The following is a 22765-nucleotide window of genomic DNA, read 5'->3' on the forward strand; positions in this document are numbered from 1 at the left end:
TCAGGATGGTCATTCCTCACTCCTTGCAGATCGGTGCGATCATTTCCTTCAGCCGCCCGGTTTGCTATGGTGGCCGGTATAGATTTTTTATAGCAGTTGATTGAGGATGGCGCAAGGAATCCGCTTGTGTTTTTGGGCGGGATCAGGGACCGGAAGAGCGGCCACACGGCCCGGAACCGCCGTTTCCGCGGCCTGCCACGAAAGGCGGTGCCGGGCCGTGCCGCGCATGCGGGCAGGAGCCCTTCTCCGGACCGGCAAGTATGTGACGGCGGGGAGCTGCGCCTATGGGGCCTCCCTGTACCTTTCGCCGGCATGAATCCTCCAGGCCCGCGTCAAAGGGGGTCTAGGCTGCCAGCCCGGAGTCCTGGCTGTGGGACTTGCGGTTGTGCGGCGAGGCGCCTCGGGGACGCCCGGCGTCGGGGATGCTGGCGCCGTCGGGCACCAGGCTGTCCCCGTGCAGCACTACTCCCTGGCCGATGCGTGCCCCAGCGCCGATGCGCGAATGGCTGCCGACGCGCACCCTGCTTCCCAGCACCGCTCCGCGGCCAACGTAGACATCGTCCCCAATGAAGACAAGGTCAGCGATCACCGCCTGCCGATCGATCCAGCCTCCCCGGCCGACCCGGCATCCGGAGCCGACACAGGCTCCGGCCTCGACGTAGGTTGTTTCAGCGATGAATGAATCCGCCGCTACCCGGGCCCGATCAAGCCTCCCCCGTGAGGATGCCGGCGATAGGTGGTGGCCTTGCCGGCATCGTCCTCGACCACCTCGAGGTTCCCTCTCCTCCTGCTCATCCTGTTCCTTCCTGCGACTATTTGCCGCATGAAAATTAACGCCGCAGATCCGGCGTTGATTCCGGAACCGGCTCGACGGGCGATGGTCACGGACCAGTGTTCTCCGTCCAGGGCAGTCGGGCAGCCAGGTAGGAAAGAAGGAAGAAAGGAAAGAAGGGCAGCCGGGAACTCATCCGGAGTCGAGGAGGCGCAGTCACGGAAGGATCCGGTGTACGGGTGACCTGACCCCGGGTTGCAGGGCCGGCCCCGCTCTCTACTTCCCGGCCCTCGATGAATTCCTTGAACCGTTCCAGGTCCCCGGCGGGAACAACCGGTCTTGCTGTTCCGTTTCTTTCCAGAGGGCTGTGGCGGCTGCTCGGAGGCGGGGCCGAATCAATTTCCCGGGGCGACTGGCACGTCTACCTCAATGCCCGCGGCAGTCTGCTGAACCTGCAGCCGAACCTCCGTGCCGCCCAGCTCGCGGGGGATGCGGGCCGGGTTGTTCTCCTTCCGGGGCTCGGCCCGGTCGTTGGCGTCATTGGCACTTTCCGTGCGCAGACCGCGGCCAGACGCAGCCCGGTCCGGAACGCATGGTCGGGCATGGGGACTTTCCGGTTCAGGGCGCACCAGCCCACGCAGAGCCCGTAGAACGCAGCGGAGCCGGGTCGTGAACGGCCCGCCCCATCGTGGAGAGTGCAGTCCTGGAGGAACCGGCTGATTTGTTGCGGGTCGTGGTAGCCCTCCGGGTTCGCTGACGGTTGCCCGGTCCGGGTGCGGTTCAGGGTTGGGTTCCGTAGATGAATTCCTTGGCGTGGGCGACGGCTTTTCTGAAGGCGTCGTTGCGCAGGGTGGCTTGCTCGGGGTTCTTGGGGTCGGTTTCGAGGTAGTTGGTGTAGCCGGGGCGTAGGACCCAGATGTCGCCGGCCGGTGGCAGGTAGAACACCCCGAAGGAGCGGTGCTGGGGGTCTTCGGTCCAGATCGGGACGACCGCGACCGCGGCGCCGGTGTCGACATTGATCCATTGGGCCCGGGGCATGGGTTGTTCGTGGGTTTCGGGGTCCAGGAACGGTGCTGTTCCCGTGCCCCACCGCTTCTCGAAGCGTTCGTAGAACGCGGGCAACAACTGGCTGTCGTACGGACGCCAGGCGCTCATTGGGTCTCCTTGGTCAGGTGTGGTTCGGGCGGCAGCCGGTGGTCAGTGGGGATGCGCCGGCTCAACGGGTAGCTTCATGGGTTGGGGACAGGGATGGTCCCCGGTCCGTTCAGCCGGGGACCATCGTTGCGGGAGTCGTCCTTGGGGCCTCTATCTCTTGCGCTACCCGCGCTGTGGCGTGGTCTATGTACTCCATCACCCTCTTGCGTGTTGGCCGCTTCGGTGCTCCCGGTCCGGGAAGCCACTTCGATCCTCAGGCACTGATCTCCTGGCGCTGGTTTCCGGAGGTTTCGATTTCGATGCGGCGCGGCTTTGCCTTCTCCGCCACCGGGATCCGCAGAGTCAGGACGCCGCCGTCGTAGTTTGCCTTCACGCCGTCGGTATCGAGCGCTTCGCCGAGGATGAGCTGGCGGCTGAAGACGCCGCGGGGACGCTCGGAGGCGATCAGTTCCGTGTTCTCACCCACCGGGTCTGGGCGTTCGGCCTTGACGGTCAGCACGTTTTGTTCGACGTCGATGTCCACCGAGTCCACGTTGACTCCGGGAAGGTCGAAGGCGACGACGAAGTCGTCCCCATCCCGCCAAGCGTCCATCGGCATCGCCGCGGGCCGTGCCGTCGTTCCGAATACCTGCTGGGCCAGCCGGTCGAATTCACGGAACGGATCTGTTCGCATCAGCATGGTTTCTCACTCCTTGCAGATCGCAGTTTACCTCTTTGTAAACCCAGCCGATCTATGGCAGCTGGTATATATTTCTTATAGCACTATGAATGGGTCGGGGCAAGCCCGGTAGGAGAGATTTTGGAGGTACCCGATGGGCGACGCCGATGACCGGGCAGGGGTGTGTACGCGATTTCCGTGGCCGCCGAGCTGGTGGGGATGGGGCACCAAAACCTGCGCCTCTACGAGCGCAGGGGGCTGGTGATACCGGGCAGGACCCTGGGCGGCACCCGGCAGTACAGCGAGGGCGATCTGGTGACATTGCGCGGATCGGTGAGCTGCTGGACCTGGGGTTGAACCTGGCTCCTGCCGTCTTCAGCTGGGCACGACCTCCATCATGTGACCGTGGCCTAGAAGCTTCTCCTAGCCCGGGCATTGACATGGCCAGGGCGCGTTAAGCACTTAAGGGGCCGCCGCTGTTGAGCTGCGCACAACCAGACGTGGCTCGAGCATGCGCTCGATGACAGGATGGGTGGGGTTGGCAAGCCTTTCGAGCGCTGTGATTCCGGCAGTCCGTCCAAGCTCAAGCGCGTGGAGATCCACCGAGGTCAGATCGATTCCGTGGAGTCTGGCGATTCTCGAGTTGTCGTAGCCGACGAGCGAGAGGTCCCGTGGGACTTCAAGGCCGTGTACGTAGGCGCTCTCGCGGACGCCGAGCGCTATCTCGTCGTTGTGCGCGAAGATGGCGGTCGGCCTGTCCAATGCGCCGAAGAGTTGATCGGAGGCTTGCCGCGCCGCTTCCTGCGTGTAGTCGTGGACAAACACCACTTGCGGTACGAGACCGGCTTCGCGCATGACCTTTTCGTAGGTCTGCCGACGCTCCTCATGGCCTTGGTGCGTTGGTCCGGTCACGTGGGCAATGCGGGTGTGTCCGAGCCTGAGCAGATGCTCTGTAGCGGCTCGCGCGCCCGCTACGTCGTTTGAATATACGCTGTCAACGCCTTCCACGCGCCGCGTAACGTTCACGAGGGGCACGTTCCTGGCGAGTTCCTGCACCTCCGCGTCAGGCTCGAGGAGCGTCGCCGCGATGACGACCCCGACTCGCGCTTCAATGAGCGAGCCGATCGATCCTTGGTCGATGCTGCCACGGGAGTGGGAAACGCTGAGGATGAGGCGCTTCTTCATGGGGGAGAGGGCCTCGCGCACCCCGCTGAAAATATCAACGTAGACCTGATTGCTGAGATCGAGAAGGAAAAGACCGATGGTAGAGGGGCGTTTACTTGCCAGGTCTGCAGCGGCTGCATTGTGCCGGTAGCCCAGAAGTTTTGCCGCGTCGAAGATTGCCTGTTTGGTCTCGTCGCTCACGCCAGGGGCTCCGCGGAAGGCAAATGATACGAGTGTCCGAGATACACCCACCTCGCGCGCAACATCTTCCTGCGTGATGGAGTGAAGTCGCCCTGAAGGCTTATGAAGAGTCACATGAACAACCTGCTCTGATGAATGGCGCCGACGACATGAAGTCTTTTCTACCTTACATTTTGATAACTAATAGAAGGGAGGTGTCTGACTCACCTCGAGCCATCACCAGAGGTTGCCTAGATTCATGATGGCCCCGGGGCAGATGGCGTTGACGCGCACTGCCATACCCCATCAACCGCGAGGGAGATCGTAAACCCGAGGAGCGCGGCCTTGCTCGCACTGTAGTGGGTGATGCCTGCGTAGCCCAAGGGTTCGACCGCCTTGTCGTAGACCATGGCGTCAAGGTGGCCCTCGAGCTGCACCCGCGTCAGCACCGCGTACGCCGCGTCACGCTACGCACATTTTTGGCGCCCACACTGCTCCGAAACCCCGGAATCCCTGGCTCGCAGTCGGTTGGGAGCGCCGAAAACCTGCTCAGCGTGACGCGCTGCGACGCGCTATGACGGGCTCCGACTATCAGCGGGTCGCGTCAGTTGATCCGCTCGGCCAGGGCGACGATGATTCCCTCTGGACCTCGCACATAGGCCATGCGCCAGGCTCCCTCATACTGGCCGATGCCGCCGATCAACCCGTATCCCTGCGCGGCCAGCCGGTCGACGTGCGCCTGAAGATCGTCGACTTCGAAGGACAGACTGCGGAGCCCGAGCTCGTTGGCCATCGCGGCGGGTGATCCCGGCTCGGGGTCCGGCCTGACGAAGCTGGATAGCTCCACGCCTGTTCCTCCGTCAGGTGTCCGCAGCATGACGATCTCTGTACGGGAATCGGGGATGGCTATGACGGTGTCGATGAACTCGCCCTCCACGAACATCCGGCCCTCGACCTCGAGCCCGAGTCCAACGAAGAACGCCGTCACGTGGTCGAGGTCCTGAACGGTGACACCGACGTGGTCGAACCGCACGATTCGCGACATGGGAAAGCCTCCAAGTGTTCTTTACACAGGCAAGGGGCAGCCTACCGCGGACTTTAAGGCGAATCCACGTCGGGGGGAAAGGCTCCTGCCGCGCGCGGCAGGCTCCTTGCCGGGTACGGATTCCATTCGAGCCGGCGGCCCGGCTGGGTGCCGTCAAGCCTGCCGGTTGGCGCACGAACTGTGTGTAGGCGTGGGGAGTGACCATGTAAGACTGGACGCATGTGTCCCCGCCCTGTGAAGCCGCGCGCCCTGTCCGACAGCGTTGACAGCGGGAGCCCGACGCTGCCGGGCCTCGCGCGCCGCCATCTCGCCCTGAGGCTCGACGATGCCTGGCTCAGGTTCCAGACGCGACTGGCTATCCGGCGCGGTCGGGTGGAGACCGTCATCCCTTACACCGGTTACGGCACCACTTCCTGGGTCCGGGTGTTGGCGCGCGTTGTCCGCAGTGACGCGAGGGACACCGGGACCGGTGCTCAGGCAAGTGCGCTCAAACCATTGCAGGATGGAATGCGCGGCTGGCGCAATTTCACGAGTGCGCCCGTGGCACACGCCGCCGTGCGCGTGACGGTCGCGGGCACCGTCCATGACGTCGAAGCGGACCGCGGAGGCGTGGTCGACGCGCATATCCCCGTAGCCCTCGACGCCGGCTGGCATACGATCACGCTGCAATCCGGGGAATCCAGGGTGGTGGAGGCTCCGGTGCAGATCGTCGCTGACGATACACACTTCGGTGTCGTCTCCGATATCGACGACACCGTGATGGTCACCGCGCTGCCCCGTCCGTTCCTGGCCGCTTGGAACACTTTCGTCCTCGATGAACACGCGAGGACCCCGACACCGGGCATGGCAGTGCTGTACGAGCGGATCGTAAGGACGACGCCCTCGGCTCCCGTGGTGTATCTGTCGACCGGGGCTTGGAATGTCGCACCGACCCTGTCGAGGTTCCTGTCCCGCAATTTGTATCCCGCGGGTCCCATGCTCCTGACCGATTGGGGTCCCACGCCCGACCGCTGGTTCCGCAGCGGCCAGGAGCACAAGAGGACATCTCTGGAACGCCTCGCGGCGGAGTTCCCCGGCGTTAAGTGGCTGCTGGTTGGTGATGACGGACAGCACGACGAGGCCATCTACGCCGAGTTCGCCCAACGCCATCCGCAGAACGTCAGGGCCATCGCGATCCGCCAGCTTTCCGTCAGTGAGGCGGTGCTCGCCGGCGGGCGGTCGAAGTCCCCAGTCCAGCCCACCCCTGGGGTCCCGTGGATCTACTCTCCGGACGGTGCCGGGATGTCGGCCCAGCTCGAGCAAATGGGCATCATCCGGCGCGGCGACCGGTCCGCAGACGTTCCTGAGGGTTCCGACTGAGAAGCAGTTCCATCGGGCCGTGTCAGGAATCCGCCCCAGCTCTGACGCCCAACTCCGCCTATGATTGAGATGAAAGCGCGCACGGAGGTTGACGTGACAACTGCAATTATCGGAGTCGGCAATATCGGGTCAAGCGTCGCCCGCCACCTTGTTGAGGGCGGCGAGCCGGTCGTCTTGGCGGCCCGCGATCAATCCCATGCTGAATCGTTGGCCGCTGAGCTGGGTGCGTTGGCGAGTTCGGCGAGCGTCGCCGATGCCGTGGCACAAGCTGACGCTGTCCTGATGGCCGTGTGGCTGGACACCGAGAAGGAACTCATCTCCCAATTGTCCGACGCGCTGGCTGGCAAGGTGGTAATCGACCCGACCAACCCGATCGGGCCTGATGGCCAGGGCGGCTACACCACTACGCTGCCGGAGGGCCAATCAGCAGCCTCGATCGTGGCAAGCCTGCTTCCTGACGGCGCGCATTTCGTGAAGGCTTTCGGCACGTTGGGTGCCGACGCACTGGGTTCTGCCGCCAACCGGCCATCCGGGCGGGCAGTTCTGTTTTACGCAACCGACGACGACGCGGCGGCCGAAACGGTGGAGAGGCTCATTGGTGCCGCTGGCTTTGATCCGGTCAAGGCCGGAGGACTCGGGGCGGCCGGCAGGCTGGAGCTGATGCGAGGCGACCTTCACCAGAACGGCGGGCTTGGTGGAAGGCTTTTGAACGCCGACGAGGCGCGTGCCGCACTCTAGGCCCCCGGCCTGGCTAAACGAAAACGGATAGCAGCAGTGTGAATCCGAATCCCACGACGGAAATTATGGTTTCCATGACCGACCAGGTCTTGATCGTTTGCCCTACAGTTAGCCCGAAGTATTCCTTGACCAGCCAGAAGCCGGCATCGTTGACGTGGGAGAAGAACAGCGATCCGGCGCCGATGGCGAGTACAACCAGCGCCAGCTGAGCCGGCGACAAGCCGGTTGCCAGGGGTGCGATGATGCCGGCCGCCGTCACCGTAGCAACAGTTGCCGAGCCGGTGGCGAGGCGAATGAGCACTGCGATGATCCACCCAAGCACGAGGGCCGACAGACTGGCAGCTACAGCGATTTTGGCGATCGCGGTTCCGGTACCGCCGTCGACGAGCACTTGCTTGAAGCCGCCGCCCGCGCCGACGATGAGCATGACCCCGACAATCGGCAGCAGGCTCTCGCCGATCTTCTTCGTCAGGGTCGAGGCGGAGAATCCCACCCTTGTACCAAAAGTCACCATGGCCAGAAGCACCGCGACGAGCAGCGCAAACACCGGATCGCCGATGAAGTCCAGCAAGGGCCGGAGCGCGGCGCTCTTGTCCATCCAAATGTCTGCCCCGGCTTTGATCAGCATGAGCACCAACGGCGACAGCAAGGTCACCAGGGTCCAGGCAAAGGACGGGCTGCGCGTGGCCTGTGGATCCTGTGCCTTGCCGACGGGCGCTTCGCCGCGGGACCCTGCGGCTTTTGCGCCGGGGCCTTGGGACCTGGCCGACTGGCTGTCACCGGCTCCGACGGTGACGGCCAGGCCAGCGCCTGCAGCTCCGATCGGTACGATCCGGGCAGCGAGACGGCCAAAGAGGGGACCTGCGATGATGACGGTTGGAACCGCTATAAGCAGGCCAAAGGCAAGAGTCACGCCGACATTGGCGTGGAGGATGCCGATCGCGGCCAACGGGCCCGGGTGCGGTGGGATGAAACCGTGGAGTACCGACAAGCCCGCCAGGGCCGGAATGCCAAGACGCATCGCCGGGCCCTTGGAACGGTGGACGGCGAGCATCACGACGGGTATGAGAAGCACGAGCCCGATCTCGAAAAACATGGGGATACCGATAATGCCGGCGATCAACGCCATCTTCCACGGCAGCGTTGCAGGACGGCCGTGGAGAAGTGTGTCCACGATCTTGTCCGCACCGCCGGAATCGGCCAAGAGTTTGCCCAGCATCGCTCCCAAGGCGATGAGCACGCCAACGTAGCCCAGCACGCCGCCGACGCCGTTTTCGTAGGACGTGGTCACCTTATCCAGGGCGATTCCCGAGGCAATGCCGACAAAGAGGGCGCCGATGCTCAAGGCCAGGAAAGCATGCATCTTTACCCAGACGATCAGCAAGACGACTATCGCGATGCCTATGGCCGCCACCACAAGGACTTGGGTGTCGTGGCCGGTCCACGGTTGATTCATCGCGTCCGTGGTGGCGTCGGTGGCGACCCCGGCGAAGGTCCTGTCGGGGATGGAGATTCCGTTCATGGTTCTCGTCCTGTTCCGCTCGGCCGCAGGCCGAACTTGTCCATGATTTGTTGGGCAATCACTCCCGGACCCGGACCCACGTCGATCCGGATTCCGGGCTCACCCGGGGACAGCTCCTCAAGGTCTGCGAACTGACTCCCCAACATGCTGGCGGGCATGAAATGGCCATGGCGTTCGGCCAACCGTGCGCTGATGGTCTCGGGCGTCCCGGACAGAAAAACGAAGACAACACCTGAACCTCGGCGATTAATGATGTTCCGGTAAGACCGTTTGAGCGCCGAACAAGTGATGACGCCGTTTTCCCCATGATCCAGCCTCCGGTCGACCCACTCGGCGACCTTCTCCAGCCAGGGATATCTGTCCTCATCCGTGAGTGGATGTCCCGCTGCCATCTTGTCGATGTTTGTTTGGGGATGCAAGGCATCGCCTTCTTCGAACGCCCAGCCAAGCCGGCCCGCAAGGAGGGCCGCGACTGTGGACTTGCCGGACCCGGAAACGCCCATGACAACCAGCACAACGGGTTCGTCCAGAGGCGGCGTCGCCATGTCCAGAGGGTCCATGGAGCCCATCATGGCAGCAGGTGGGCCTCTGTGCCATAGCTCATGGCAGCGGCCTGACGGCGCTTATTCGGGGCGCTGTTCGATCTGGGACAGGAGCGGCAATTCTCGAACGGCACCGGAGGCGGCAATCCAGCAAGCTGAAATCACGACGCCGGAGCTCGCCGCGGCGAGTACGGCACCGGTCGGAAGGAACAGGGCCAGAACGCCGGCCAGAGCAGCGCCGATCGGGTCGATACCCCACGTGAGGACCCTGCTGGCGGATGAGAATCTTCCGAGGGCTTCGTGTGGAATAAGAAGCTGTTTGAGTGTTTCGGTTCCGGTGATGTTGACCATCACGCAAGACGCCCAGAAACCGAGCGAAAGCCCGAGGAGAAGTACGTTCGCGACGACTTGTCCAGGCGTGAGTAAAAGCATGCCGAGGCCTGCGAGGGCTGGGAGCATGAAAGTTGCCATGAGTGCCCGGACAGGCCGAAACCTGTCCCAGACCCAGGGTGCGGCCATCATGGAGAGCAGGCCGATGATTCCACCGATGGCTCCAGCGATTCCGATCTCGGCCGGCGTCATCGATCCAGTCCGCAGTGCATGTGTGACATAAACCGGCTGGATCGCCGCGGTGAATAGGTTGAAATGGGCAATCGACAAGGTGACTGGCCGCATCACGCGATCCCGTACGAGAATTGCGAATCCTGAACCCAGCGACAAGAAGTAGCCCCTGAAAGTGAATGTCTGCGGTGGCGCCTGTCGCTCTTCCCGGATCCGGCCAACCGCAAGCGCTGACACCAAGTACGTGAGTGCATCCGAAATAAAGAGGGCCACAGGTGAGAGCAGCTGCAGGAGTATTCCGGCCGTCGCTCCAGCACCAATGTCGCCAGCGGATCTGATTCCCGCGACCCAGGTGTTCGCCGTCGTCAGTTTGGAACGATGGGCGACGCTCGGGAGAAGGGCTGCGAAGGCGCTGTCGTAGAGCCCGGTCAAGCCCGACACCAGGAAAGCCGCAATTACGAGGGCGAGCAGTGAAAGGTTTCCCATGAGAAACAGAACTGCCATCGCGCTGAGGACCAGTGCTCGAAGTCCCGACATCACGGACATGAACCGCGTCCTGCGCACCTTATCGGTCCAGGGTCCCAGCAGCCCGAGAAAGACCACCGTTCCCAGTCCTGCTGCCGTGTTGATCCACGCGACGTCCGAGGCGGAAGAGTCAAGGATCTGGAGCGCCACGATGGGAATCGCGAACAGGGTGAGCTGGCTTCCGAAGAACGATACGGCTTCGCTCCACCACAGTGTGCTGAAATCGCGATTCCAGAGCTTGGCGGAGCTGCGCTCTATTTGATCAGTCATTTTGAAGTCAGCGCTCCGACTTCAACCACATTTCGGCCAGCTAAGTGGAAGAGAACCTCCTTAAGCTCGTTGTCAATCCCAGAACTGAAGGTCACCCAGCGCTCAAGCTCCAGCCGCTCAAGTTGTGTCCCCACTGCCGAATTTACCTTCACTGTGAATTCCTCGAACGAGAATGAGAATCCGTCTTCAGTCTTCGTGACGGTTGCGTCCTCCTTCAGTCGGATCCGGTTTCGTTCGTTGTATAGATTTGCCCAGGAAGTGAAGGGCAGATGATGCAACACGTGCGGGACCTTGTATGGCTGCGGCTTCGTCAATTCAAGTTCGAGTGCTCCGAGAAACGCTGAAACGTCCGGCTGCTCTGTGCCCCACGATTGCAGTTTCCTTAAGTCGGGTATGTCAGACACGACGCGATTGACAGCGTCGTCGAGGATGTGGCGAACGCGAGGACGTTCGACCGAGAACGTGATGTGGATCGAGAGGTTCTCCTGGGTCGTTGCGACATGCGGCGTTCCAGCTGGCATGAAGAACATGTTTCCGGCGCTGAGCACCCGCGGTCGAACCTGTTTCATCTGTTCGTTGAAGGGGAATCCCGATGCTGTGGCAATTTCCTGCCGCTGGTCGTTATCGACTGTCCACCTTTTGGTTCCAAATGTCTGGAGCACGAACACGTCCTCTTCGTCTGTGTGCGGGCTAAGCCCTTGGCGGCCCGGAGGGGTTACATAAGCCGTGGCCGTCGCCTGCATGCCGAGTTCATCGCTGAGATGACCGCAAATCTCTCTTATGGGATCAGACAGGTATTCAAGTGAGTCCAGCGTGATAGTGGCGCCCCGTGTGAGCCAGCGGGCGACGCAACGGGCGTCAATACCATCCTGGATCCATTGGGTACCAATCCGCCTCGATTCGACGTACTCACTTGAGGGGACAGGTTTTCCTGACGAGGCGACCCGAACTTGTGGATACCTAACTAGGGGATGGGCAAGAAGGTCGCCAAGGCGTTCCGGCGAAAGGAGGCTACTTGCCGTCTCAGGTGGAACGCTTCCGGCGGTGAACCGCTCTGCGCCACGTCCGGCTGCAAGGGCCACGATTTGCGCCGAAAGGTCGCTTATTTTCATCGATTTGCCTTTCTAGGTTCTAACAGGCTGAAGTCGAACAATCCGCTCCTTGGGAAGTTCAGCGCTGATTCGCACCGGAACCGTGTGAGCAATCGTCCAATGACTGCCCTACGCAAGACGGAATCGAGCGGTCGTTCAATGTCCTTCGCGATCTGTCGACGTTCAACGGGGCTCTCTGTGCCCCACATCGCCTCAGAGAGCTCGCGAATTTTTGCTGCCCCGGGGACGGATCCATTGGCGACGACTGCGCTTTCGACGAGGAGGCCAGCGTCGTCCGGGAATTGCGAAGAATGGATTTGGAGCGAGAATCCATCCCTCGGTATCGCACCGGCTATGTAGTCTTCGTAAGGGATCACGGTTGGTATCAGCTGGTTTCCAAGGGTCCTCGCTAATTCCGTGGCGATCTCACGATTCGGGGGGAAATCCGTGAAGTACAGCGGCCAGCGGTCTGATGCGACGCGAGGCGCAGCGCATGAGGGTGGCGGCGATTCATACTCGCTCGAGAATCGCGTAAATGTTCGTTTGAGGCCGAAATTGGTGCCATCGGAAAGCCCGCACTGGGAGAGGATCTCGCTGGCCGTCGTCTGGGGAAGGTTTCGCCCTGCGGTAACGATCACATGCATGTCGAGCTGGTGGGACTCCGAAAACGGGCCCGGATCCTCGACTGACCAAAACGACGGGGGAACCCCGATCCCCCAGCCAATATCAAGCCGGCCATCCCTAAATTGCCGACGGCCTTCTTCGCGAGAAGAAGTCGTCACCAGTTCGATGACCGATCCACTGGTCCACTCGTTTGGCTCCAGGATCGCTCGGTTCCGTTGTACTCGAGCAATGCGATAATTTCCGGAAGAGCTGCCCGGGTGCCGTGGGGCGAAAAGGGGACTGGCGAATATTCGGTCGAGCAGCACGACCCTTTGTCGAGTGGTCACACTGAGTGTTCGGGCATCGTGAACCCGGCAAGCGCTTAAGAGGGCACGGACCCACACCAACTGGGGGAGGTCAACCACCTGGGCCAATCTTCTGGCAACATCGTGCGCGGAAACAGCTTCGCTCTCCTGCCAGCGTGCGTCATCTGAAATACGAAAAACCCATTCTTTGGGTCCAAGCTGGTCATGATGAGATAGCAGGTCTGGGGCGAGATCGGGACCGGCCTCGCGAAACAGAGGTCGATGGAGTTGTCGATCGAGTAGTAAGCCGGTGAACTCCCGGGACGTTCTGTATTGGGAAGGTACGGTATCGATCTCGATGGATACGGTCGCGTTCATAGCTGAACCGTGTCCACCCGGGTAGCGCGAGGGGCTCCGTCCGGAGTTCGTCGAATAATCAATGCCTTTTCGTACTCGACAAAATGATCCAGTCCCGCCAGATGGTGCAATATCTGGTCTGCAGCGATGGCCGCTGGGAACGTGTTTGTGGGTCCATGGGATGCTTGAAAGGGTTGTCCAGAATTGCGAAACTGAGCTGCCGGAAAGACGTCGCGGGGGGCTTTGGGACTAAGTTCAGGCGAGAAGACTGGGCTTACGAGGGACCTATGCAAGCCAACGGTGGCAAGTATCGAAGGCACCTGAGCCGACCAAGATACTTGCAGTATGGCGATCGCCGACTCAATCGTAGGCTTATCTATGGCTGCGACAACGAAGTCCACACCTTGTGAAACGAACGATCTTTGTTGAGATGAGTTGGGGTCCCAACTGGCTGCAAGCACGGAAACGTTTGCGGCGGGGACTCGGTCAATTACGTAAGCGCGCGCGGCGTCGACCTTCTGACTACCGACCGAGGACTGACCATAGATGAATTGGCGATTGAGATTTGATAGTTCGACATCGTCGGCGTCGAGGAGCCGAAACTGGCGCACTCCAGCTCCGACGAGATGCTGAAGAACTACTGCGCCGATACCACCCACTCCAACGATCGCAACAGTCGACGAGCATACGTTTGAAACGGCACCGACCGCGTCGTCGGTGAATGCCCGCCAGTACTCGATTTGCCGTTCTTGCTCTGGGATGGGGGCGATTGCCCGAGGTCGGAGGATACCGCGCCGGGCAAGCTCCGCTCGGAGCGGTTCCAACTCAGGCACCTCGTTTGGCGCCCAGCCTGCAAGAAGTTTCCTCATGGCTGCCGTAACGTTTTTATCCAACCTGATCCTCAGCTCGGTTTCTTCGGAGCTGAGCACGATTCGCGTCGCAGTTTGGACCACGGTCCAACCAGGCGTCAGAGTGTATTTCATCCGTGTCTCTTCTCAAGACAGGGGGTGCGCACGCATGCGCACCCCCTGGTTGTACCGCCTCAGCTGCGGTGGACAATAAGGGTGTCGATTTCGATCGACGCCTCTTCGATCTCGAACGAAGTGGTCTCCATGCTGCACCTCCTCCCGAGGTAATTCGCGCCGCTAATCGCTGTGCGTTCAAGCACGGACGGGAACGGACTTCCCTGTCCAGGTTTGACACTACGGACATCGTTGAGCAAAAACAAACCGGTCGACCTGATTTTTCTAAGCTACGTCTTGTCAGATTCATCGGGCGCCCGATCGGTTGACGCGCGCAGGCTAGTTGCCAATATTTGGCAATCGGTTGTCAAACGGGTGCCAAGGTGGCTAGACTCAAGGCGAACGCATGCCCGCGAACTACCACTTGGCGCCATATGCCGCCGTGCGGGCGAACGGATCCAAAGGAGATTTCCGTGACTGAAACCAATGCCATGTGGAGCCTGTCCGGTTTCGGCGACGAAGTAGATCCCGATCCCGCGGTCCAGGCCGCCGTACTGCAAGCCCTCGGTGCCAGCCATATCGAAGTGCGCAGCGCATGGGGCACCAACGTTTCGGAACTCGAGCAGGAAAAAGTCGAGCGGCTCAAGGCCATCCTGGACGAGAAGGGCTTGAAGGTTTCCGCGGTCGCGAGCCCCATCGGCAAGATCGACGTCAGTGTTCCCGTGGAACATGAGCTCGCCCGGCTGCGGCAAATCATTTCGGTGGCCAAGGGCCTCGATACCAAATACATCCGCATCTTCTCCTTCTACCGGGCCGAAGGGCAGAGCCACAAAGACATCCGCGACTTAGTGATGGAGCGCCTGACCGCACTCACGAACGAGGCGGCCGCGTCCGGCGTCGTACTCCTGCACGAAAACGAAAAGGGCATCTACGGCGACACGCCCGAGCGCGTCCTGGACATCATGGAGACCGTGGATTCCCCCTCGCTGCGCGTTGCCTGGGACAGCGCCAACTTTGTCCAAGTGGGCGTCAAGCCGTACACCGAGGGTTATGCCGTGCTGCGCCCCTACCTGGAGTACTTCCAGGTCAAGGATGCGGTCGCCGGTACAGGTGAAGTGGTGCCTGCCGGTGAAGGCGACGGCGAACTGGACGCCACCATCGCCGCGCTCAAGGCCGACGGCTTTGCCGGCTTCGCATCGCTGGAACCGCACCTTGCAAGCACCCACGAACTGGGCGGATTCTCCGGACCCGTCGCCTTCGGCGCTGCGGCGCGCGCCTTTGCGGCACTGGCAGCCAAGAACGGTGTTGCCCTCGCCTGAGGGCCTGTAGGTTCAAAGAAAAACATCTTTCGAGGAGAAGAATGCCTACAGCAGCAGTCATCGGTTGCGGCGATGTATCGAGCGTGCACTTCGGAGCGATCGCCAAGCTGGACGACGTTGAACTCGTGGCAGTCTGTGACACGGACGCCGGACGCCTCCAGGCGGCAACGGACGCCTACGGCGTGGCGGGGTACGCGGACTACCTGGAGATGCTCGATGCGGTGAGGCCCGACGTCGTGCACGTCTGCACCCCGCACCACCTGCACGCTTCGCTGGCCGCGGTCTGCCTTGAGCGCGGCGTCAGTGTGATTGTCGAGAAGCCGCTCGCTCACACCCTTGAAGAGGGGCGCCGGCTGGTCGAGGCGGCTGAACGGAGCACGGCGAAGATCGCCGTATGTTTCCAGAACCGCTACAACGCGACGTCGCAGGCCATACGGAGACTGCTCGACGACGGCAGGCTGGGCCAGGTTCTGGGCGCCTCGGCAACCGTGATGTGGCACCGGACGGCCGAGTACTACCGGGACAGGCCGTGGCGCGGGACCTGGGCCGAAGGAGGCGGCGGCCTCATGATGAACCAGGCCATCCACACGGTGGACCTGCTCCAGTGGCTGGTAGGCGACGTGACCAAGGTGGAAGGCCACGCCTCCACGCGCTCGCTCGGCGGCGTGATCGAAGTGGAGGACACGGCGGAATTCATCGCCGGCCACGCGAATGGTGCCACCAGCGTCTTCTATGCCACCCTGGCCAACGCAACGAACGCACCGGTGACGCTCGACATCGTGACCGAGAACGCCACCCTCAGCCTCCGGGGCGACCTTGTTGTCAGCTACGCCGACGGCACCCAGGAAACTGTCCCGGAACGTGCCTTGGAATCGGGTGGGCGTGCGTACTGGGGCGTATCCCACGAACTCCTGATCAAGGACTTCTACGCCAAGCTCGGGGACCCTGCTCCGTTCTGGATCAGCCCCGCGGAAGCCGAAAAGTCGCTCAGGATCGTCAAAGAGATCTATGCCCAGAGCTACCCGGAGATCTCCGGGCAGGTGGGCTAACCACGCGGCCCACGAGGGCCCGGAACCAACGGAGGACATAGTGGCCAAAATCGGCGTACAGGCAATGATGCTGAAGGGCAGCTTTGCCGAAGCAGGGGCGTTTGAAACGCTCCGCAAGGTCAGCGCGATCGGGTACAACGCCGTCGAGATCTCCCAGATCCCGATGACCCCGGAAAACGTTGCCGAACTGGACCGTTCGCGCAGCGAACTGGGCATGGACATCGCGGCCCTTTCGGTTGCCATGGAGACGCCGAAGGGTATGCCCGGCGACTCCCTCAAGGACCATTTCGCCAAGATCGTTGACGACGCAAGGCGGTTGGACACCCACCTCCTGCGGATCGGCATGATGCCGTTCCCTGCCATGAAATCGATTGACGCAGTTGTGGACTTCGCGAAGCAAGCCAACGAATACGCCGAAAACCTTCGGGAACATGGCATCGGCCTGTACTACCACAACCACCACATCGAGTTCGCGAAGTTCGACGGCAAGTACATGCTGGACATCATTGCCGAAAACTCTCCGGCCATGGGCATGGAGATCGACGTGCACTGGGTGCAGCGCGGCGGACTGGACCCTGTCCGGATCCTGGCCAAATACGCCGGACGCACTGCCACGGTGCACCTGAAGGACTACCGTATCGGCGAGTTGCCGGAGCAGGCCTTCGGGCTCCTGGAAACGGGGGACATCGCGGGCTTCATGGCCGAGTTCAAAAACGTGGTCCAGTTCGCCGAAGTGGGGGAAGGCAACCTTGACTTCCCGTCCATCATTCCGGCGGCCCAGGCTGCCGGCGCGCAGTACTTGCTCGTGGAACAGGACGAGCTCTACGGCCGGACGGTGTGGGAAGCGCTGCAGACTTCCTACGACAACCTGGTGGCCATGGGCCACGCAGACCTCTTCTAATCGCACAACAACGAAAGATCCACTCATGAGCAAGAAAGTACGCCTTGGCATCATCGGCCTGGGCCAGCAGGGCGGCACGTACGCCAAGTTCATCACTGAAGGAATGGTTCCGAACATGGTGATCGGCGCTATCTGCGACACCGACCCGGCAAAGAGGGAGCTGGCGGCCTCCCGGTACCCTGATGCGCCTTTCTACGACGACTACATCGCCATGCTTGAAAGCGGCGGCGTCGATGCGATCGTCACCTGCGTGCCCCACTACCTGCACCCGGAAATGGGCATCGAATCGCTCAAGCGCAATATCCACGCCCTCGTGGAGAAGCCCGCCGGTGTCTACACCAAGCAGGTCAAGGAGCTCAATGAGTTCGCGGCCTCCAAGCCAGGGCTTTCCTTCGGGATCATGTTCAACCAGCGCAACAACCCGCTGTACAAGAAGCTCAAGGAGATCGTCGACAACGGCGAGATCGGGGCCATCCGCCGCACCAACTGGATCATCACCAACTGGTGGCGTCCGCAGGGCTACTACAACTCCAGCGAATGGCGCGCCACGTGGGGCGGCGAAGGCGGCGGTGTCCTGGTCAACCAGGCACCCCACCAGCTCGACCTGTGGCAATGGATCTGCGGCGTGCCGAAGTCCGTCTACTCCAAGGTGGCGTACGGATTCCGCCGGGACATCGCCGTCGAAGACGAGGTCACCGCCGTCGTGGACTACGGCAACGGCGCCACCGGCGTCTTCGTCACGGCCACGCACGACCTCGTGGGCACGGACCGCTTCGAGATCCTGGGCGACCAGGGCAAGATCGTGGTGGAAAACAGCAAGACCGCCACGGTCACCCGACTGGTCAAGCCCGAGCGCGAACTCAGCGACGGCATGGACATCGACGATGTCCGCAAGCTCTTCATGGGCGAATTGAAGGCCGAGGACTACTACACCACCGAGGTCATCGAGTTCGAGTCGGCCTGGGGCGGACAGCACGCAGGCGTCCTGGAGAACTTCGCGGCCAACATCCTGGACGGCACGCCGCTTTTGGCACCCGGCTCGGACGGAATCAAAGGCGTCCGGCTTGCCAACGCCATCCACCTGTCGAGCTGGACCGGCAAGGAGGTCTCCCTCGACTTCGACGAGGAGGAATACATGCGCGAGCTCAACAAGCGCATCAGCGAAGAAGGCAAGTTCGCCGAGCGCTCGTAAATCAGCAGCGCACTCAAGCGGGGGACGTCAGCAGCGCACTCAAGCAGGGCGGTCGCCGGCCGAATGGTTTGGCAACCGTCCTGCTTTTTGTTGCCATGCCCCATTACGATGGAGCGGTGACTGAAGCGACGAATTCCGGAGCAGCAACTTACCCCGCCAAACGTGGACGCGGGGAAAAGTCCTCGCCCACCATCTACGACATCGCGAGGCTTGCGGGAGTCAACCCATCCACGGTTTCGCGGGCGCTCAGCAAACCGGGCAGGGTCAGCGCCAAGACCCAGAAGATCATCGAGGATGCCGCCGAGCAGCTGAACTACCAGGTGAACCCCTTCGCCCGGGCTCTTCCCACCGGCCGTACCCAGACGATCGGATTGATCGTCGCGGATATCACCAACCCGACCTTCTTCGACATTATCCGCGGTGCGGAAACCACGGGGTCCGCCCGGGACTACACCTTGGTGCTCGCCGAGTCAGCGGAGTCGGCTGAAACCGAGCTCATTGCCGCCCGCAGGATGTTGAGTACGGTGGACGGCCTTATCTTGGCGAGCCCGCGCATGGACGACGACAAGATCCGGGTCCTGGCTGCGGACAAGCCGGTGGCCGTGATCAATCGGGAAATAGAGGGAGTGCCATGCGTGGTCCCCGATGTCAACAAGGGAATCAGCCAGGCCGTGCGGAGCCTTGCTGCCAACGGCCACCAACAGCTCGCTTATGTTGCGGGGCCGCCACAGTCCTGGATGTCGCGGCGCCGCTGGGAAGGCGTCCAAGCTGCCTGCGATTGGTACAAGTTGGGGGCGGTCCGCTTGGAATCGTCCAAGCCAACCGTCGACGGCGGCCGCCAGGTAGCGCGCGACGTGCTGGCGAGCGGCGCGACGGCGGTGATCACCTACAACGATCTCCTCGCCATAGGCCTCATGCAGGAGCTTCAGGCCGCCGGTATTCACGTGCCCGACCAGATCAGCATCGTGGGCTTCGACGATATCTTCGGGGCAGACTTCACGACGCCGCCGCTCACTACGGTGAGGTCGCCTTTGGGGGAGTGCGGTTCCCGCGCTGCCACCCTTCTGCTGGACATGTTGCTCGGCCACGATGGGCCCGCGGGAGCAGTCCGGGTAGACACCGAGCTTGTGGTGCGCGGCTCCAGCGGACGGCTGATGGCCTAGTTTCAAGCGGCCGGGGATGAGTTGCAACGAGATGGCAATAGTTGGCAACCGGTTGACAGATTGCCTCTTCAGGCCGAAAATTGATCTATGTCACAGTCGATCGCAGCCAATCCTGACCGGCTCCTGCCCGCGGATCCCGGGACGCGCCGCATCGCGCGCTCCCTGCTGGAGCGCGTCCGGGACCTGCCCATCATCTCTCCGCACGGCCACGTTGACGCCGCCGTCATCGAGCACAACACCCCGTTCCCTGATCCGGCCGCGCTTCTGGTCAGCCCGGACCACTACGTCACCCGGCTGATCCACGCCAGCGGAGTCCCCATGGACAAGTTGCTGCCGGGAGGCGCCAATCCCTCCGAGTCGCGGGAGATCTGGCGGACTTTCGTCCAGGCTTGGCCACTCTTCGAAGGCACCGCGTCCGGGTACTGGCTGCGAACCCAGTTCGACAGCGTATTCAAGCTCGGCGCAGACCTTGGCGAGATGACTGCCGACGCCAGCTACGACGCCATTGCCGCCAAGCTCGTCGAGCCCGATTTCCGTCCCCGCCAGCTTTTCAAGGACTTCAACATCGAGGTCCTCGCCACCACTGACGACCCCTTGGACAGCCTGGCCAGCCACAAGGCCATTGCCGGGGACCCTTCATTCAACGGCCGGGTGCTGCCGACCTTCCGTCCGGATGCCTACGTGAACATCGCGCACCCGGCGTGGAGTGCCAACGTCGAGCGGCTCATTGAAACCGCCGGCGATGGTGCTACCGGCTACACCGGCTACATCAAGGCCCTGGAAAACCGCCGTCGCTATTTCGTGGACCATGGCGCGGTGTCCGCGGACCACGGCGTCCTCACCCCGGCAACGCTCAAGCTCGACCGGGGCGAAGCCGAGCGGATCTTCGAGCTTGCGCGTGCCGGCAAGGCCACGGTCGTGGACCGCAACACCTTCGAAGCCCACATGATGTACCAGATGGCCAGGATGTCGGTCGAAGACGGCCTGGTCATGACCATCCACCCGGGTTCCTTCCGCAACCACCACCAGCCCACCTTCGAGGCCTACGGCGCGGACACCGGGCACGACATCCCGTTCGCCACCAACTACACCGAGGCCATCCGGCCCCTGCTTCAGGACTTCGGCACGGCCAAGGACTTCCACTTGGTGCTGTTCACCCTGGACGAGACCGTGTTCTCGCGCGAACTGGCGCCTCTGGCAGGGTTTTACCCCTCCGTGTACCTCGGCGCGCCGTGGTGGTTTCTCGATGCACCGGACGCCATGCTCCGCTTCCGCTCGGCCGTCACCGAGACCACCGGCTTCTCCCGGTCCTCGGGCTTCATCGACGACACCCGCGCATTCTGCTCCATCCCGGCCCGGCACGACGCCTCCCGCCGGATCGAAGCATCCTTCCTCGCCCGCCTCGTAGCCGAGCATCGTGTCAGCGAGGACCGCGCACACGAAATCATTGTCGACGTCGTCGACTCCTCACCCCGGAGGGTTTTCAAGCTGTGACCAACGAACCCGAGCAAACCGCGGACCTTCCCCGCCTGAGCCGTGCCATCAGGCCCATCGGCAAAGCCCCGGTGCGCATTGTGCACATGGGACTGGGTGCCTTCCACCGATCCCACCAGGCGTGGTACACCCAGCACGCCGGGGACGCAGCCGAGTGGGGCATCGCCTCCTTCACGGGCCGCCGCCCGGATGCCGCAGAAGTCCTGGCCGCCCAGGACGGCCTGTACACCGTGGTGGAGCGTTCGGACGCTGGTGATTCTTTCGAAGTCATCGGCAGCATTGTCGAGGCTGATGACGGTGCCGACGTCGGGCGATTTGTGGAGCTTGTCGCCGCCCCGCTGACTTCACTCATTACGCTCACGATCACTGAGGCCGCCTACCGGCTGGGCGCCGACGGCAAGCTGGACACCCAAGCGCCGGACGTCGTCGCGGACCTCGCTGTGCTCGCTGGCGGATCTTCTTCGGGCAAGCCGACGACGCCGCTGGGCCGCCTCGTGCTCGGCCTCGCCGCGCGCCGGGACGCCGACGCCGGTCCACTCGCTGTGGTGTGCTGCGACAACCTCTCCAACAACGGGACCGTCGCCAGGAGCGCCGTGGTGGGGATGGCCAAGGCGTTCGACGCCGGGCTCGCCGCTTGGATCGACGCCAACGTCAGTTTTGTCAGCACTTCCGTTGACCGCATCACGCCGCGGACGACGGACGCAGATATCGACGCCGTGGCCGCGGCCTGCGGATATCGCGACGAATCGCCCGTGGTTGCCGAGCCGTTCCGCAACTGGGTCCTGAGCGGGGACTTCCCGGCAGGACGCCCGCACTGGGAAGACGCGGGCGCCGTTTTCGTGGAAGAGATCGAGCCGTACGAGAACCGCAAGCTGTGGCTCCTCAACGGCGCCCATTCGCTCCTCGCCTACGCCGGGCAACTGCGCGGACACAAGACCGTCGCCGAAGCCCTCGCTGACGATTTCTGCCGACGGGCTGTGGAGGACTTCTGGGACGAGGCCGCTGCCAGCCTGCAGGGTGAAGATTTGCGCATTCCCGAGTACCGGGCCGCTCTCTTGGAACGCTTCGGCAATTCCCGGATCGCCCACCATCTGGCCCAGATAGCCATGGATGGCAGTGCCAAGCTGCGCATGCGGGCGCTGCCTGTGCTCCGCGCCGAGCGCGCCGCGGGACGCAGCGGTCAGGCCGCTGCGCGGATGATCGCAGCCTGGTCTGCCTACACCGCCACGGCAACAGGCCTCCAGGACCCGCTGGCGGAAGACATCGCCGCGGCGAACCTCCTCACGGGCCGTGCCCGCGTTGAGGCCCTGCTCGGCCTCGTGGATCCGGATCTGGTTGCCGACGCGGGGATCGTGGACCTCGTCGAGGGCTTGGCCGGAACCTTCGCGGCCGCCGGCAACCTCAGCTGATCCACCAGGCACTTTCGACGGCGCCCGTTGCCTTCCACGTGAAGGCGACGGGCGCCGTCGTGTGGGCCTGCATATCTGAGCGAGCGTTCGCCAGACACGCGATATATGTGAGCGAGCGTTTGGCAGGGACGCGATATATGTGAGCGAGCGTTTGGCGGGACCGACGCTCGCTCACCTTTACGGCATTTTTCGCCAACGCTCGCTCACCTTTACGGCACCTTTCGCCAACCCTCGCTCACGTCTACGGCACTTTTCGCCAACCCTCGCTCACCTTTAGGGTATTTTCTTCCGACCCTCGCTCACCTTTGACGAGTCCGGTCTGAGGGGAAAGGTTTATGGAAACATTTGGCAACCGCTTGCCGAATGATTGCCCGGCTCATTAGAATTACATCAAGCTTCAACTAATTCAGGCCTGGTTCGGCCGAAGCC

Annotated in this window: 24 protein-coding genes; 11 read left to right on the forward strand and 13 right to left on the reverse strand. The window is 62.6% G+C overall.

Annotated elements, in window-relative coordinates:
* Nucleotides 1-343: 343 nt before the first annotated feature.
* Nucleotides 344-589, reverse strand: a complete 246-nt coding sequence (locus tag AB0O52_RS02155; protein ID WP_364532726.1) for a hypothetical protein — start codon at nt 587-589, stop codon at nt 344-346.
* A gap of 476 nt (nt 590-1065) precedes the next feature.
* Between AB0O52_RS02155 and AB0O52_RS02160 the strand changes: the two genes are divergently transcribed.
* Entirely contained in the window at nt 1066-1422 is a 357-nt protein-coding gene (locus AB0O52_RS02160; RefSeq protein WP_364532729.1) for a hypothetical protein, read from the forward strand.
* A gap of 130 nt (nt 1423-1552) precedes the next feature.
* On the opposite strand, the gene AB0O52_RS02165 is transcribed toward AB0O52_RS02160, so the two are convergent.
* Nucleotides 1553-1927 (reverse strand): hypothetical protein, encoded by a 375-nt coding sequence (locus AB0O52_RS02165; protein WP_364532732.1) that lies wholly within the window; start codon nt 1925-1927, stop codon nt 1553-1555.
* 253 nt (nt 1928-2180) lie between these two features.
* Nucleotides 2181-2606, reverse strand: a complete 426-nt coding sequence (locus AB0O52_RS02170) for an Hsp20/alpha crystallin family protein (RefSeq protein ID WP_364532735.1) — start codon at nt 2604-2606, stop codon at nt 2181-2183.
* 162 nt (nt 2607-2768) lie between these two features.
* On the opposite strand from AB0O52_RS02170, the gene AB0O52_RS02175 reads away from it, so the two are divergent.
* A complete protein-coding gene (locus AB0O52_RS02175; protein ID WP_364532738.1) occupies nt 2769-2942 on the forward strand; it encodes a MerR family transcriptional regulator in 174 nt (57 codons plus the stop codon).
* A 105-nt stretch (nt 2943-3047) separates the two neighbouring features.
* Here AB0O52_RS02175 and AB0O52_RS02180 read toward each other — a convergent pair whose 3' ends face one another.
* From AB0O52_RS02180 to AB0O52_RS02190, 3 genes are all read right to left on the reverse strand, one after another.
* Nucleotides 3048-4064, reverse strand: a complete 1017-nt coding sequence (locus tag AB0O52_RS02180; protein WP_364532741.1) for a LacI family DNA-binding transcriptional regulator — start codon at nt 4062-4064, stop codon at nt 3048-3050.
* A gap of 122 nt (nt 4065-4186) precedes the next feature.
* A complete protein-coding gene (locus tag AB0O52_RS02185) occupies nt 4187-4378 on the reverse strand; it encodes a hypothetical protein (protein ID WP_364532744.1) in 192 nt (63 codons plus the stop codon).
* Between the two features lie 155 nt (nt 4379-4533).
* On the reverse strand, nt 4534-4974 hold the full coding sequence (locus AB0O52_RS02190; RefSeq protein WP_364532747.1) for a VOC family protein: 441 nt from the start codon (nt 4972-4974) through the stop codon (nt 4534-4536).
* Nucleotides 4975-5193: 219 nt separating this feature from the next.
* Here AB0O52_RS02190 and AB0O52_RS02195 point away from each other — a divergent pair, with 219 nt between their 5' ends.
* Both AB0O52_RS02195 and AB0O52_RS02200 read left to right on the forward strand, forming a co-directional pair.
* Complete coding sequence (locus AB0O52_RS02195; RefSeq protein WP_364532750.1) at nt 5194-6333, forward strand: phosphatase domain-containing protein; 1140 nt, start codon at nt 5194-5196, stop codon at nt 6331-6333.
* Between the two features lie 93 nt (nt 6334-6426).
* Nucleotides 6427-7071 carry an NAD(P)-binding domain-containing protein gene (locus AB0O52_RS02200; RefSeq protein ID WP_364532753.1) on the forward strand — a complete coding sequence of 215 codons (645 nt, stop codon included), beginning with the start codon at nt 6427-6429 and terminating at the stop codon, nt 7069-7071.
* 13 nt (nt 7072-7084) lie between these two features.
* On the opposite strand, the gene AB0O52_RS02205 is transcribed toward AB0O52_RS02200, so the two are convergent.
* The 7 genes from AB0O52_RS02205 to AB0O52_RS02235 form a co-directional block, all read right to left on the reverse strand.
* On the reverse strand, nt 7085-8527 hold the full coding sequence (locus tag AB0O52_RS02205; RefSeq protein ID WP_364533755.1) for a gluconate:H+ symporter: 1443 nt from the start codon (nt 8525-8527) through the stop codon (nt 7085-7087).
* Between the two features lie 62 nt (nt 8528-8589).
* Nucleotides 8590-9153, reverse strand: coding sequence for a gluconokinase (locus AB0O52_RS02210; protein WP_364532756.1), 564 nt, complete (start codon nt 9151-9153; stop codon nt 8590-8592).
* 63 nt (nt 9154-9216) lie between these two features.
* Nucleotides 9217-10491, reverse strand: a complete 1275-nt coding sequence (locus tag AB0O52_RS02215) for an MFS transporter (protein WP_364532759.1) — start codon at nt 10489-10491, stop codon at nt 9217-9219.
* Nucleotides 10488-11603: a cupin domain-containing protein gene (locus AB0O52_RS02220; protein WP_364532762.1), complete on the reverse strand. Its 1116-nt coding sequence runs from the start codon at nt 11601-11603 to the stop codon at nt 10488-10490. Before AB0O52_RS02220 ends, AB0O52_RS02215 begins: the two co-directional genes overlap by 4 nt.
* Nucleotides 11600-12868: a hypothetical protein gene (locus tag AB0O52_RS02225; protein ID WP_364532765.1), complete on the reverse strand. Its 1269-nt coding sequence runs from the start codon at nt 12866-12868 to the stop codon at nt 11600-11602. Before AB0O52_RS02225 ends, AB0O52_RS02220 begins: the two co-directional genes overlap by 4 nt.
* Nucleotides 12865-13830: a ThiF family adenylyltransferase gene (locus AB0O52_RS02230; RefSeq protein ID WP_364532768.1), complete on the reverse strand. Its 966-nt coding sequence runs from the start codon at nt 13828-13830 to the stop codon at nt 12865-12867. The genes AB0O52_RS02225 and AB0O52_RS02230 overlap by 4 nt, the downstream gene beginning before the upstream one ends.
* Before the next feature lie 59 nt (nt 13831-13889).
* Complete coding sequence (locus AB0O52_RS02235) at nt 13890-14015, reverse strand: hypothetical protein (RefSeq protein ID WP_364532771.1); 126 nt, start codon at nt 14013-14015, stop codon at nt 13890-13892.
* A 285-nt stretch (nt 14016-14300) separates the two neighbouring features.
* Between AB0O52_RS02235 and AB0O52_RS02240 the strand changes: the two genes are divergently transcribed.
* From AB0O52_RS02240 to AB0O52_RS02270, 7 genes are all read left to right on the forward strand, one after another.
* A complete protein-coding gene (locus AB0O52_RS02240) occupies nt 14301-15128 on the forward strand; it encodes a sugar phosphate isomerase/epimerase family protein (RefSeq protein ID WP_364533758.1) in 828 nt (275 codons plus the stop codon).
* A 41-nt stretch (nt 15129-15169) separates the two neighbouring features.
* The gene (locus AB0O52_RS02245) at nt 15170-16177 is read left to right on the forward strand and encodes a Gfo/Idh/MocA family oxidoreductase (protein WP_364532773.1); all 1008 of its coding nucleotides are present in this window, start codon (nt 15170-15172) and stop codon (nt 16175-16177) included.
* A 40-nt stretch (nt 16178-16217) separates the two neighbouring features.
* Nucleotides 16218-17078, forward strand: a complete 861-nt coding sequence (locus AB0O52_RS02250; protein WP_364532776.1) for a sugar phosphate isomerase/epimerase — start codon at nt 16218-16220, stop codon at nt 17076-17078.
* A 25-nt stretch (nt 17079-17103) separates the two neighbouring features.
* Nucleotides 17104-18270: a Gfo/Idh/MocA family oxidoreductase gene (locus AB0O52_RS02255; protein WP_364532779.1), complete on the forward strand. Its 1167-nt coding sequence runs from the start codon at nt 17104-17106 to the stop codon at nt 18268-18270.
* Between the two features lie 116 nt (nt 18271-18386).
* The gene (locus tag AB0O52_RS02260) at nt 18387-19433 is read left to right on the forward strand and encodes a LacI family DNA-binding transcriptional regulator (RefSeq protein WP_364532782.1); all 1047 of its coding nucleotides are present in this window, start codon (nt 18387-18389) and stop codon (nt 19431-19433) included.
* An 87-nt stretch (nt 19434-19520) separates the two neighbouring features.
* Nucleotides 19521-20927, forward strand: a complete 1407-nt coding sequence (gene uxaC, locus AB0O52_RS02265; RefSeq protein WP_364532785.1) for a glucuronate isomerase — start codon at nt 19521-19523, stop codon at nt 20925-20927.
* 86 nt (nt 20928-21013) lie between these two features.
* Nucleotides 21014-22336 carry a mannitol dehydrogenase family protein gene (locus AB0O52_RS02270; RefSeq protein WP_364533761.1) on the forward strand — a complete coding sequence of 441 codons (1323 nt, stop codon included), beginning with the start codon at nt 21014-21016 and terminating at the stop codon, nt 22334-22336.
* The last annotated feature ends 429 nt before the right edge of the window (nt 22337-22765 follow it).

The organism is Arthrobacter sp. NPDC080073 (assembly GCF_040686575.1).
GTDB lineage: Bacteria > Actinomycetota > Actinomycetes > Actinomycetales > Micrococcaceae > Arthrobacter.